The organism is Pristimantibacillus sp. Z349TD_6, assembly GCF_056173205.1.
The window spans coordinates 5,805,714-5,819,245 of the sequence record NZ_CM149662.1 but is presented as its reverse complement, the minus strand read 5'-3'; the positions used below and the strand labels follow the sequence as shown (position 1 = coordinate 5,819,245).

9 protein-coding genes are annotated in these 13,532 nt (G+C 48.8%); 6 read left to right on the top strand and 3 right to left on the bottom strand.

Annotation, left to right across the window (positions count from 1 at the left end; translation table 11 throughout):
• Positions 1-53: 53 nt before the first annotated feature.
• Both AC0VYE_RS25340 and AC0VYE_RS25335 read left to right on the top strand, forming a co-directional pair.
• On the top strand, positions 54-1,064 hold the full coding sequence (locus tag AC0VYE_RS25340; protein ID WP_475443278.1) for an S-layer homology domain-containing protein: 1,011 nt from the start codon (positions 54-56) through the stop codon (positions 1,062-1,064).
• 105 nt (positions 1,065-1,169) lie between these two features.
• Positions 1,170-3,926, top strand: a complete 2,757-nt coding sequence (locus AC0VYE_RS25335; RefSeq protein ID WP_475449724.1) for a cohesin domain-containing protein — start codon at positions 1,170-1,172, stop codon at positions 3,924-3,926.
• 182 nt (positions 3,927-4,108) lie between these two features.
• On the opposite strand, the gene AC0VYE_RS25330 is transcribed toward AC0VYE_RS25335, so the two are convergent.
• From AC0VYE_RS25330 to AC0VYE_RS25320, 3 genes are all read right to left on the bottom strand, one after another.
• Positions 4,109-4,681 carry a TetR/AcrR family transcriptional regulator gene (locus AC0VYE_RS25330; RefSeq protein WP_475443277.1) on the bottom strand — a complete coding sequence of 191 codons (573 nt, stop codon included), beginning with the start codon at positions 4,679-4,681 and terminating at the stop codon, positions 4,109-4,111.
• 60 nt (positions 4,682-4,741) lie between these two features.
• Positions 4,742-6,235, bottom strand: a complete 1,494-nt coding sequence (locus tag AC0VYE_RS25325) for a cellulase family glycosylhydrolase (RefSeq protein WP_475443276.1) — start codon at positions 6,233-6,235, stop codon at positions 4,742-4,744.
• A gap of 127 nt (positions 6,236-6,362) precedes the next feature.
• Complete coding sequence (locus tag AC0VYE_RS25320; protein WP_475443275.1) at positions 6,363-8,282, bottom strand: DUF6259 domain-containing protein; 1,920 nt, start codon at positions 8,280-8,282, stop codon at positions 6,363-6,365.
• 262 nt (positions 8,283-8,544) lie between these two features.
• Between AC0VYE_RS25320 and AC0VYE_RS25315 the strand changes: the two genes are divergently transcribed.
• The 4 genes from AC0VYE_RS25315 to AC0VYE_RS25300 are packed head-to-tail and all read left to right on the top strand — an operon-like array spanning position 8,545 to position 13,460.
• Entirely contained in the window at positions 8,545-10,683 is a 2,139-nt protein-coding gene (locus AC0VYE_RS25315) for an alpha-amylase family protein (RefSeq protein WP_475443274.1), read from the top strand.
• A gap of 57 nt (positions 10,684-10,740) precedes the next feature.
• Entirely contained in the window at positions 10,741-11,595 is an 855-nt protein-coding gene (locus AC0VYE_RS25310) for an EamA family transporter (protein ID WP_475443273.1), read from the top strand.
• A gap of 21 nt (positions 11,596-11,616) precedes the next feature.
• Complete coding sequence (locus AC0VYE_RS25305) at positions 11,617-12,447, top strand: alkaline phosphatase family protein (RefSeq protein WP_475443272.1); 831 nt, start codon at positions 11,617-11,619, stop codon at positions 12,445-12,447.
• A complete protein-coding gene (locus AC0VYE_RS25300; protein ID WP_475443271.1) occupies positions 12,444-13,460 on the top strand; it encodes a metallophosphoesterase family protein in 1,017 nt (338 codons plus the stop codon). The genes AC0VYE_RS25305 and AC0VYE_RS25300 overlap by 4 nt, the downstream gene beginning before the upstream one ends.
• Positions 13,461-13,532: the final 72 nt, after the last annotated feature.

The following is a 13,532-nucleotide window of genomic DNA, read 5'->3' as shown; positions in this document are numbered from 1 at the left end:
TTGTATGGAGAAAGGGCCATGGCAATTGGACTAACTCGAAAAGGACGATGACGATGATACGAAAATTTATGATGTATGGATTTGCGGTTTCCATCTGCTCGATGATCTGGTTAACTCCTGCCTCCGCGCAAAATGCCTTGGATTTTAAGCTGAAGGCATCGATGGTGGAGTCGGCAAATAGTCAGTTTACGATCACATTGTCCGGAGAGCAAATCGAAGATTTGTACGCGTACGAGGCAAAGTTGGCCTTTGACCCTGAGAGATTGGAGCTGGTCAAAGCGGAGACCGACATCGAAGGATTCTCTGTGTCACCAATCGTGAAAAATGGGGAAATAACGTTCGCGCATACCAAAATTGGTAAGGTCAAAGGGGAAAAAGGGAAGCTGGATATTACGACGATGACTTTCAAGGCCAAAAAGGCCGGCACTTCCCAGGTGAAGTGGACGGCCATGAAAATCGTCGATCAGAATTTAAAGAGTCAGACGCTCTCCCCAAATATCGCGACAAGGTTTATGAAGCTGTTCGCAGATATTTCTGGACATTGGGCGAAGGCCGACATCATGGAGATGGTGGATCGTGGCGTCGTTTCCGGCATGAGCATGGATAGGTTCGCGCCGAACGACAAGGTGACTAGAGCGCAATTCGCGATGATGCTAGCGGGTGCGCTTAAACTCAAGGAGGGCTCTGGCAATCCATTCAAGGATGTGAAAAAAGGAGCATGGTACGAGGATTCGGTAAAAAAAGCTTACGCAGCCGGTATCGTTAAGGGAGCTTCCGCCGAATCATTTGAACCGGAGAAGGAAATCACCCGTGAGGAGATGGCGGTTATGCTTGTCCGTGCAAATGCTTACGCTCTTGGCGTGAAGCCGGAAACGTTGAAAGAAGGAAAGCTGCCTTCATACTCCGATGACGGTTCCATCAGTGGATGGGCGAGGTCGTCCTTATCCGTAGCCGTGCAAGCGAAGTTAATGAAAGGCAGATCGGCTTACTTGCTTGCGCCCAAGGGACATACGACACGCGCCGAATCGGCTGTTGTGCTCAAGCGGCTGCTTGCAAGTTTGTAATATAGCCGAGCAGGGTCTGGAGGAAAAGAACGTTTTCTTCATAACGGTGGCGGATGGAAATGTAATCTATGAACGACACACGAGGAGGAAATAAATGTGTTAAGGATGAAAGTGATGATGCTTGGCTTCGTTTTGCTTTTGCTGCTGTCTGGCATTCCGATTGTAGCGGCAGAAGCCGAGAATAGTGAGACTGCCTATTACATCGATGACCTAAAGGGCTCAGATGAAAATGACGGCCGGAGTGAAAGCCAAGCATGGCAGTCACTGGGCAAAGTGAATGCGACGACCTTTAAACCGGGCGACCGGATCTTATTCAAAGCTGGAGGCAAATGGACGGGATCGCTAAGTCCCAAAGGATCGGGATTGGAAGGGAAATATATCGTCATCGGCAAATACGGCGTAGGCGATAGGCCATTAATCGAAGGCAAAGGCTTAGTAGAGAATGCTGTTTTCTTATATAACCAGCAGTATTGGGAAATCGGTCATTTGGAAATTACGAATAAAGGAGCCGCGCCTGCCGCTTCATCTCGGCGAGGCGTGCTCGTGTCGGGAGAAGACTTCGAGAAAGGCAGCGTAACGAATATCGAAGAAACGAAAACGCTGCGTGGCATCTTTATCCATGATCTGTACGTCCATGACGTGAACGGCGAGGATAAGAAAGACGTAAACGGTAGCTCCGGCATTCAAGTAAGCGTTAAAATTTCCGGTTTGGTGAATGGCGTTCCTGCAGCGGGTTCGGTTCATCAGCGCACTACGTTTGACGATGTCCGAATTATTAACAATGAGGTAAGAGATGTCTCGCGCTCTGGCATTATGATCTGGAACGACTGGAAGAACAGGCCGTTGCTTGGGGACGGCTTGGATTATGGGGAAAGCTCGCTGACGCCTTGGACACCGGTCACGAATGTCGTCATTCAAGGCAACAAGCTTTACAACATCGGTGGCGACGGCATCGTGCCGCATATGACCGATGGCGCTTTAGTCGAATACAACTTCCTGGATGGGTATAACCGTACTTCGACAGGTTACAACGCCGGCATGTGGACATGGGACGGCGATAATACGCTGTACCAGTTCAACGAAGTGACTGGCGGTTATTCGACGAGAGATGGACAGCCGTTCGACTTCGATCATGCCACCCAAGGCATTATTTATCAATACAACTATACGTACAACAACGACGGCGGCACGTTGCTCGTCTGCGCGGACGGCAGGGGTGGCGGAGTGAAGGGCGGAATTTACCGTTACAACATCAGCCAGAACGATAAGTACCAAACCTTCACGATTTGCGGCGGCAGCAATGTTGAGAATGTCCAAGTTTACAACAACGTGTTCTATGTGAAAGAAGGCATGAATACGAACATGCTCGTCGGCCAAGGCGGAGGGGTCGACGTGTCCCTATTCAACAATATTTTCATTAATCACGGAACGGGTAGATATACGGCCAAGCCGACCTGGACCTATCACAATAACGCGTTCATTGGCAATAATGTGCCGTCGAAGGAGCAAATTCCCGATCCGTTTATGTTGACGGGAGATCCTAAGCTGGCTGATCCGGGCAAAGCCGGCACGGTACTGAACAAAATCGGTCCGATCATTCCCGAGCAAGTCAGCTGGGCCGAGCTGAACGGCTATAAGCTGTCCGACGGCTCCCCGATGATTAACGCGGGACGATTCATCGGCGTTATGCATAATCCGGGAACGCGTGATTACTATAACAACCTGATTTATAACGGCATGCCCGACGTAGGCGTACATGAATTCGAAGCAGTAAAGTATCCTCATGTTGATCCGTACGAGCCAGTCATTCCCAAACCGCAAGCCATCGTTAAAAATGGGGATTTCGAGAATACGGCTGAGCATGGAAATTCGAATCCGTGGCAGTGGCAATGGAATGCAGGCATTCTCAATGATGGCAACGCGCATGGAGGCAGCTATGCCGGATATTTAAAGGAAGTGGCAGGCGGCGCTTCGATTGAGCAGCAAATTGCCATATCGCCAGATACGAAGTACCGCATCGGCGCATATGCCAAATCGGGAGGCACGGACCAAAAGCTATATTTGGGAGTGAAATGGACAGATTCGGCGACCGGAGATAAAAGCGTGCAAATTCCGGTAGAGTCGGCCGAATATGCCTTATACGAACTGGAGTTTACGACGGGAAGTCAAACGTCGGGCGTAACGATGTACTTCTGGAAGGAATCCGGTTCCGCGAAGAAGAGCTACATCGATGACGTGAGCATTGCAGAGGCCATGCTAGAAGAGTCGCCGTACACTTCGCTTAGCGGTCCAGCCACTGTTGAGGCGGGAAAACCGTTTACGGTTAAGCTCGGATTAAAGAACATCTCGGTGGAGGCATACGCACAAGATATTAGGATGAGCTACGATGCGAATGCAATGGAATTTTTGTCGGCTCAATCTGTGCAGGATGGGCTGAGCATCGTCGAGGCAAAGAATAGCGATGGTACGCTGCGTCTCATTATCGCCAGCGAAGGCGCAGCTCATGGCATAAAGGGAACGTTGGATGTTGCCGAACTGATCTTCAAGGCCAAATCCGTTTCGCAAGAAACTGTAGGCAAGATTACGGTAACGGATGCGACGCTTGGAGATGTCGTAGGTAATGAAACGAAAGCGGATGCTTCGTCTATCAGCATTAAAATAACGGCTTCTCCGGTAGGCATTCCAGGCGACGCCAATAACGACGGCAAGATCAGTGTCGGCGATTTGGCGATTGCGGCGGTGAACTACGGAAAAACGTCGCAAAGCTCCGATTGGGACCAAATCAAAATCGTGGATATGGATGCCAACGGCATTATCGACATTTCCGACCTTGCCTCAATCGCGAATAAAATAGTGAGCTAAGTAAGGAAGGGAAAGAGGCGCAGGCTTCTTTCCCTATACTAAGTTAGAGGTTACTTCTGGACAAAGAGCAGTAGCATATAAGATAGGGGAAATTGGACTCATTTAACCTGCATACAAATAGTGGACGAGGAAGGTGTAACAACCTAATGCTTCTCCTCGAGACCAGCAAAAATAAGCGAAACTTAATATTTTCTCAATAGCGCCGGAAGAACGAAAGCATTGATCGTCTCATGCAAATGCTCGCTTGTGACAGCTTCCGGGTGCTGGACCACATAGATACTCGCACTTTCTAACATACCGAGTAAGCAGGCAGCTGCGAGCTCGAAGTTCAGTTTGTTTAATTCTCCGTCATTATGACCCTGGCGGAGGACACCAGACAAGAAGACGATATAATTCTGCTTGATTACACCGATCCGCTCCAATATATCTGGCTCGATTCCGTTCGTAATCTCGTTAGAGATAATATGAATAAGCTCACCGTATTGTAAGAACAACTCGATATGCTTGCTAACGATTTTCCGGATTTGCTTATCGGCGGTCTCGTCTTCCTGCAGCACGTCTTCGATTTTCTCCATCAGCATTTGAAGTCCGTCAGTCACGATTCTCTCGAACAGCTCCCCTTTGCCCGAGAAATGATAGTAAAGCGTGCCCTTAGCTACGTTGGCTTCTTTGGCGATATCGTCCATGCTCGTCTTGTGATAACCGAATTCGGAAAAAAGTTTGATTGCGGCATCGATAATTTTATTTCTGCTCACCTTACTATCGGTCCCTTCCTAGGTATTGATTTTCCCTAGAGTATACCATATGTCGGGGAATTAACCGATTCTCAGCGTCCTTCTTCCTCCACCTGAATGCTGCAAGCAAAGATAACCCGCTGTCGATCCTTCTAAGCCAGACCATTCATATCCACTCTCAGCGGAGGTTAGCATCAAGTCTGCGGACTGCATGGCTTTGATATCCGGAAAATAGATTCTCGTCGGTACGTCGACGCCGGCATCCTCATCCCACTCCATCTCGAAACGGTTGTAATTGCGATCATAGGAGTAGCTTAAGATTTTCCCGGCGACGGCTGCAGGAAAGCCGCGGCACACGCCGTTAAAGGAGCTGAACTGATCCATCTCGGGGTACAAATAACACCAGTAAATATCACCGCATAACAATCGTTCAAAGTTTTTCTGAACATCAAGACACGCTTGTTCCGCCAAATGGGATTCGCCGTAAGCTCCCCATTCCCCGATGACCATCGGCATGTTCAGCCTGTTCTGGGTTTGTGCGTGATTGTCGAAAATAAAGTCTATACGACGGCTATTAGCAACGTGCACGTAATCGGAATCTGTAACCAAATCGTAGCCATGCGGCGCATACGCTTGCTGATCATCTGGTTGGCTGTTTGGCCCGACGACTGGTTGGATCGAACTGGTCACTCCCAGATTAGAAAAGTAATTCGTTTCAAGAAACAGAATTCGGTCAGGATCGGCTTCGCGAATGGCTTGGCCCGTCTTCTGGAAAAAGGGAGAGAGCACATCCCGTTCGAAAACGACCTGCGCAGGTGCAGTCGCATGCATGACTTGGCGGTAAACATCGATAGAATCCAGCAAACTTAGTGCCTGCAGCTTCTTCTCGGGATCGAGCCATACGCTCAGTAGCTCTTCCATGTTAGGGGGGAGCTGTCCCGTTAGTTTTGCTGCCTGTTCTCCGTATGCAGCAAACATGCCTTGAACCATTTCCTCGACTTTGGAGCCGATGAAGGGTTCGTTCATCATATCGTATCCGATGAGATTAGGCTCGGCGCGAAGCCTTTCGACGACGAAACGCCAAGCCGATACGTAATGATCCTGTAAGCCGATGCCATCGGAAGCAGGGGTGTTGTTCCAGAAGTGGTCGAATGCAGTTTGAACTGCCCGGTCGAACAGATACGCATCGCTCCAGAGATCGGTTCGGGCATACTCATGGTTGTCGATCAATGTGGCCCATGCAGGGGCGCCGTCCGCATATAGCGAGCTATACAAATCTTGGTGCATATCGAGAATGACGTAGAGGCCGTATTGATCAGCGAGCCGTATCATCTCCCGGACGTTATCTACGTATTGACCATTGAATTGTCCTGGCGACGGTTCGATTCCGTCCCAGATAATTCCCAGCCGGATGACGTTGAATCCCCATTGCTTTAATTTTAGAAAATCCGTCTGTGTCCAATCATCGATATATCCTTTTTCTTTGTCCTTACAAACCATGCTAATGCCGTGAAGAATGACTTGGCGTCCTTGAGCATCAATGAAACGAGAGCCTTTTGTTGTCATGCTTTTCATATGAATTCCTCCCTCATTTAAAATTGTACTGACTAGTCAGTTTAATCTTAAAGGGTGGATACCGGGAATGTCAATCTGAAATTGAAAGAAAGGTTATTCGTTATGGCTCGGCTTGGCGTTAATCGGCCTATTGAAGTTCTACTGATGAGAACGGCTCCTCGTTAGCCGGAATGATCGTATAGCTGTCCTTGTCTAGATCAATCTCGACGATTGTACCGTCTGCGTACGTGCTGCGTTGTTTGCGCCAATTGCTTCCTTCAATAAATTCGTGACTCATCATCTCAAGAACCCCTACTAGCTGATGAAGCCGAGCTAGCGTCCGGACGATCGGAATCTCTTTGTCTGAAGGCTGGATCGACAGATAAGGGACGCCGGCATTCAACAAACCATGAAGTGATCCGAGATCGGTTTCTGGGATTCCCCAGTCTCCTCTATTCAAAGACCAAGGCACAATGATCGCATCATGATAGACAAGGGAAAATAAAGGGGTTGAAACGCCAATGCTTCTACCGCCTCCAGGGTCCGGATCAAGCGCATAGGGAGCATGATGGACGAGATCCAGCGCAGGTAATGCCCAATCTGCGGGCTCCTCCGAACTGACCAGCATCCCTCTAGAGCGGATTTCCTCAAAACAGGAAGCACGGTAAGCCAAGCATTCTGTTCTGGTCATTCGATGCCCCGGATCATAGCATTCATCCCCAGGCACTACGGCGAAAACATCAATGTAAACGCCATCCGGGTGGATACCGTTTTCTTGCAGCAGATCGTGATTGCGCTCAACATAGCCTTTGGACAAACTTGTACAAAGCCAGCTATGGGCGCCTCCTGCCCAGTAGTCGGAAAATTCCTGCTTTCCATTCCTATCCTTAATCGTCAGATTAGGGTCGTAGGAAGCGGCATCATGATAGAAGTCGCGGTAATTGTCGTGCAGCGCAAGTAGAATCTGTTCCGCCCGGCAAACCTCTTGAAGTTTTCGGAATCCTACCCATCCGCCACCTTTAGGGGTTGGCGGGAGGACGTCAGGATGAAGATTGTCGTAGCCATTATGCCCCCACCCATCCACGTGGACATAGAGCTTGCCGGCATATTTTTGTTTGAGCGCTGTGAGCTGTCGGGCCCGCTCTTCGAAGGATACGGCATAGTCGTTCAGCTCGGGATTTTCCTTATCAAAATAATAAGAGTTCGGTGCAATGCGAGTATGCACGCTTGTGTGTACGACGGCCGAGCCAATTAATGCAGATAGTTGTGGATTCTGCACTTGCTTCTCTGTCAATGTGTGTAATTTTCCTAGGCTGCGTACATACTGGCGATACATCTTAGCCATAACGACATAGCTCATATCTTTCGCGAAACGGATGCGCAGTCTCCGCGCAGCGCTGAACCGCTCAAGCGAATGAATCCATACGACTTCGGCATGCGTGTGCACAAGTGGAATATGCTCTATGGACAATCGGGCGTCTGCCGGCGTTTCGATGATGGATAGATAGCCATTCCCATCTTTAACCTGCCCCCACCACGGCATATAGGCATCCCTGCTGAACATCATTCCTTGATGATATCTACGGATAGGCTGCGGCCAATTTCCCGGAATTAAGTAGCCTTGCATGGCTGGCACGGCCGTATAATCACTCTCGCGAGCACTGGCGTAATGGAAAGTACCGGGCCATACGACTTCGCATACGTCTTTACCTTCGCTAACTTCAAGCACTTCAAACACGAGTTCGCCGTGATGTGTGTTCATCAGAACGGTAACAACCGTTTGAATCCCGCTGGCAATTCCGTCTTCGGAAGAATGATTAAGCTGGATGCGGACGCCTTGGAAGTAGCCTGACACGATTGGTGAGAAACTTTTGTTCTCAGCCTGACTAAGAGGGATTTGAACTCGATCAGTATCCTCGAATCCTAATGCCATACTCGCGGCCTCGGGAACGGTTTCCCACGTGGTGTCTCCTGTATCCACGCGCAGACTTAGACTTCTCTTGTCTAGCGAAACCTTCATGCCGTTGTTTTCCATCATGAATAACTGCTCCGTATTTTGGATGGTCATATCACAGTTCCTTTCTAAAATAGATGGTGATGTCCCTTAATCTATCACTTAAAGGGGGAATCAACTATATCGCTTTATTAAGATCATTACGAAAAAATGGTGCTACAGGGTTGTTCGGTTAAAAATTTGAAAGGAATATGAATAATTGAATATCGTGCTTATGCATTTTCGAGTGCCAGATTAAATTATGAATGTTGTGTCTGAATATGCTCTTGATTAGCATGACAGTATGGGGAAATCAATCGTATATGGAGGTCGTTGGATGAGCTTGATATCAGGCAAGGAACCCCCCGTTGCACATGCATCGCAAAGCTGGGATGCCAGCACTCGGTCACTGAATTACGATTATAACGGCAGTCGCTTACTGTCGATGAGCATTCCAGAAGGGGTAAAGCCGTATTATCGGGAAGAATCGAACGGCAATATCCAAAGCAGCCCATTAGTCCAGCAGCTCTACTTGGCATTGGATAAGCCAGCTGCGATCAAAGTCATCGTTTATTTGAGTAAAGAAGCGATAAACATGAGGCCGAATCGTGCTATGAGAGGGCAAGCCATACTTGGACAGGTCGGCAAGCCGCTGCTCTCTGGGGTTAACGGCTTGTATGATGTTCTACAGGATTTGTTGATCGATTGGCACGGAGCAGGATGGCAGTGGACGAAATCGCGCTTAGAGCAGAACGAAGATGGGAACTGGCAAGCTGAACTCGAAATAGAAGGGGGCTTACGGCCTTGGATCGTCAACTTACGAATGCACTATTATCGGATGCATCTTCATTATGAGTACCATAAGCCTTGGCAATGGCGTCCGCAATTGCAGCCGATTACCGGCTGGAGTTCATGGGAGGCATTCGCACAACAGGTAACCGGGGAAGATATTGAACATACGGCTTCATTTTTGGAAACGCATTTCAAGCCCTATGGTCTGACTCACATGCAGATTGATGACGGGTTTCAGCGTGAGGCTATTCCGCCAGAGAGAGAGGGCATCGTTGCTGATGCCTGGCTACAGACGAACGAGCGCTTTCCTGACGGACATGATGGTATAATTTCCAGCATCGTGGGGAGAGATTTTCAGGCGGGCATATGGACGAGCGCGATGGTCACGAATCCTGAGTTCGTCGCTGCGCATCGCGACCGTTTCGAGCGGGATAGCAACGGCGATCCGCTATTTGGACAATGGATTGAATACGTAATCAAGGCAGTGCCAGAAACGCTTGCAGAGCAGGTTGCGCCACTGTACAAGGGATTGAAGGAAATAGGCTACAGCTATTTCAAAACAGATCAAATTCGTCACTATCTGTACGAAGGTTTGCACAAGGCTGTCCATGAAGGAAGTATTACGAGCGAAGAGGCATCTCACAGCTTGCGAGCGTATCTCCAATGTGCGCGAGAGCAGCTCGGGGAGGATGCATATTTCCTCGCATGCTGGGGTGTGTTAACGGAAGCGGTTGGAATCGTCGATGCTTGTAGAATTGCAGGAGATTCCAATGCGAGCTGGACAGCGATTTGCAAGCAAATGGTAGAGACAGCAAGGTGGTATCACACCCAGCGAATTTTGTTCTTGAACGATCCTGATTACATTTGCGTGCGAACAGAGAAAGACTGGGGGCAAACGCTTCTTTCGCTCGTCTCGCTAACAGGCGGCTTGATGATTATTAGCGATAATACAGACCTGTACGATAGCGAGAGGATTCGCTCCATTCAGCGCTGCATCCCTTCGCTGCCGACGATGACAGGGGAAACCGGCCCATTAGATATGACTTTTCCATTGGACTTATCATTTCCGCAGCAAAATGCTAGTCAGACGAGGGAAGAGTATGCGTATGCGATATTAGGTTTGAACGACGGAATGCGGGAACCGTATGTGACGGCATCGCTCTGGGCCATTCATTTCGACCTTCCATTTCGCCGCTGGTGCGTAGCTGGCCGATTCGCGATTGTTCCGCTAACTGAGGTTGAACTGGAGCTTGAAGCATTGGCATTGGATCCGAGTGACGCATATCATGCATTTGATTTCTGGAAGCAAAGCTATATGGGCAAGTTTTCTATAGCGATCGCATTAGAGCCATTAGAGCTTGGGGCTTGCCAAATTGTCGGGTTAAGTAAAGCCGAAAACCGACCACAATTTATCGGTTCTTCCCGCCACGTTAGCATGGATGCGGTTAGCGTGCTCGACGAATGCTGGGACAATAACCGCTTGCAGCTCGAGCTGTGTGGAGCGAGAGGCATGACAGAGCACTACTGGATAAAGGTACCGGCTTCGTACACGCTTGAGGAGCATTCCGGGATCGGACTCGCGATTACGATCGAAGACAGCGCTTGCGAAGAAGGTTGGTTGTTGACATTGTGCATCCGTTTCGAGGCAGAGCGTGGAAAAGTTTTTCTTAGCTTCAGAACATGATGCGGATTAGACCATCGCTGTCTTGTTAAGGCAATCAATTGCAAAGAAGGTTTGGGTATGTTGTGGATCGCTGTATCGTTGGTTCTCGTTTCAGGCACAATGAATGCTCTATGGAATCTATTCACTAAGAAAAGTAAGCATAAGCAAGCCTATCTCTCCCTCATTGTCATTGCGGCGAACGTGCTGCTTATTCCCTTATTACTGACACAATTGGTGAGCAGGAGCTATCCGCCGAAGGTTTATGTTCTATTGTTGATGTCCATGACAGCACAAGCGACCTATGCATGGATGTTATCCAAAGTGTACGCGTTAGGTGATTTGTCGCAGGTTTATCCGATTCAGCGTGGTACGGGAGTGCTGCTTATTCCTTTGATTAGCGTCATATTTATGGGCGAGCAATTATCTTTATGGGGATGGATTGGAGTCAGTATTATATTTATCGGCATATTGGGACTAAGTGAATGGAAGAGGGTCCCCTCAGCAGGTCATGCTTTCCAGATGAAGCCTATATTGACCGCTGTGGGAGTAGGGTTATGTATTACTTCTTATGTGCTCATTGATAAAATGACTTTGCAATACGTATCTCCTTTGATTCTGATTTCGGTTTCCAACTTTGGGTTCATGCTAGGAAATAGCCGAACGATGCTGAACGTACAAGTGTTATCAGGCGAGTGGCGAAGAAATAAACGAATGATTCTGCTCGGATCCATCCTGATGCCAGGTTCTTATTTCTTGTTCCTCGTTGCGATGGAATTAGCACCGGTGTCCCACCTGGCTCCGATTAGGGAAGTGGGTACGGTGATGGCTACTTTGCTGGGAATATGGATATTAAAAGAAAAAAGCGGGTTCAGAAGACTTGTGACAGCTTCCGCGATAACAGCCGGTATTATTGTAGTTGGAATGAGCGGATAACAAATAAAGGAGATGATTAACGTGAAGGAATTAACGAAGAGAGTAATTGTTATCGGCTTGGATGGCGCCGGAAATATGATCGATCAAGCACGTACTCCGAATATCGATCAAGCATTGGACGGCGGATTTATTACTTACGCTGCCCAGACAGTGAATCCGACCATTAGCGGGGAGTGTTGGGGATCTATGTTTCATGGGGTAAAGCCAGAGCTGCATGGCCTGACGAACGAAAGAGCCGAGAAGAGCAAGTATCCAGCCGATTCGCCTTATCCTTCTTTTATGAGACTCGTCAAGGAAGCCGATCCGTCTGCTGTAATCGCTTCGTTCAGCGCATGGAAGCCGATTAATGACGGAATTATTGAAGAGGGGGTTGCGACGTATATTGCAAACGTCCATGCCGATAAGCATCTGGTTCGAGAAGTTGCCGACTTTGCCGAAAAGCACTCGGACTTCAAGGTCATGTTCATCCAATTCGACGGAATTGATGGGGCGGGACATAACTTCGGTTATGGGTCGCCGCTATACTTGGAAGTCATTGAAGAGACGGACGAATTGGTGGGCAACATTCTTGATCTTCTTCGGAATAAGGACTTGTTGGAGGAAAGCCTAATTATATTTCTCGCGGATCATGGCGGGGGCGGCGAGGATCCGATGAATCACGGCAGCGATCATCCGAAGGATGTGACAATTTTCTGGGGCTGCGCAGGCCCGAACGTATCCACCCCTACCGAGGCGAGGCCGATTCGCATAGAAGATACTGCTGCTGTCGTCGCTGAAGCACTCGGTTTAGAGGCACCGAACACCTGGTCAGGCCAAGTTCCCGCAGGCTTGTTCAAGGAGGCAGTCGAGTGAAGCGCCTTAATCAGGACAGAGAAATGCCAGAGTATTTCCGTTCCGAGCTTTCGGCAGTCGCCCAAAAAGCAACGAAAGATCAGGGAGATGCGATCGTACGATTGCTCTTCTATACGGATCCGCATCATATGCCGGGAGGCAATCAGCTTCAAGCGGCCGCGGCCATCAGGCGATTGGCGCAATTGCTTCCACTTGATGCGATCGTGTGCGGCGGAGATTTCAGCGAGAACGGCCCGAAAGAGGAGGTCTTGCAATCGCAAAGAGAAATTCTTAATGCGCTTCAAGTACCAAAGTGTCCCATGTTCCCGGTGAAAGGCAACCATGACGATAATTCCATACATGACTTCTATCGAAAAACCGGAAGCGCAGGGCATGTGATCTTTCCGATTGAATCTTACGAGAATTGGCTTAAACCGTTGGAAGGCACGGTAACATTCGATAAAGGAAATGAATGCGGTCTTTATTACTACTATGATATCCCGGACAAAAAGACGCGTATCGCAATGTTGAACAGCATCGATATTCTCTACAAAATAAAAGCGGACGGGATGCTGCAGCAAAACGGGCAATGGGAATATGCCTTCTCGGACAGGCAGGTCGATTGGTTCGAACATAAGGTGTTCGATTTTACCGGTGTACCGGAAAGCGAAAACTGGAAAGTTGTCATATTCTCGCATCTGCCTATTATTCAACGTGGGGTTAAAGGGTACGTCGACGGAGAGGTTGAGAACGGTGAGAAGATTTGGAAAATCATTAAAACAAACCGTAAGCACGTCGTCGCTTGCCTGTTCGGACACGTTCATATTGATCAGGTGCTGTACCATGACGGTATTCCGATGATATCTACTCTTAATGCGGTCAGCTACAAAAATTATGACGAAAGCCCCGAAAGGACGGTCGGTACGGTGACTGAGACGGCGTTCGATCTCATCAGCATTGATTACGCGAAGGGAGAATTGCGCCTTATCCGGTTCGGAGCGGGAGTAGACAGGATCATAAAATTCGAGACATAAAGGCCCGGTACTGCCGGAGCGAAACAGTAAGGAGGCCGTTCAAAGCATCGGCCTCCTTACTAGTATCGTTTC

Bases quoted from the DNA above. Each gene is read 5' to 3' on its own strand.
- AC0VYE_RS25340 (WP_475443278.1), top strand. From the start codon at position 54: ATGATACGAAAATTTATGATGTATGGATTTGCGGTTTCCATCTGCTCG.
- AC0VYE_RS25335 (WP_475449724.1), top strand. From the start codon at position 1,170: ATGAAAGTGATGATGCTTGGCTTCGTTTTGCTTTTGCTGCTGTCTGGC.
- AC0VYE_RS25325 (WP_475443276.1), bottom strand. From the start codon at position 6,235: ATGAAAAGCATGACAACAAAAGGCTCTCGTTTCATTGATGCTCAAGGA.
- AC0VYE_RS25320 (WP_475443275.1), bottom strand. From the start codon at position 8,282: ATGACCATCCAAAATACGGAGCAGTTATTCATGATGGAAAACAACGGC.
- AC0VYE_RS25315 (WP_475443274.1), top strand. From the start codon at position 8,545: ATGAGCTTGATATCAGGCAAGGAACCCCCCGTTGCACATGCATCGCAA.
- AC0VYE_RS25310 (WP_475443273.1), top strand. From the start codon at position 10,741: ATGTTGTGGATCGCTGTATCGTTGGTTCTCGTTTCAGGCACAATGAAT.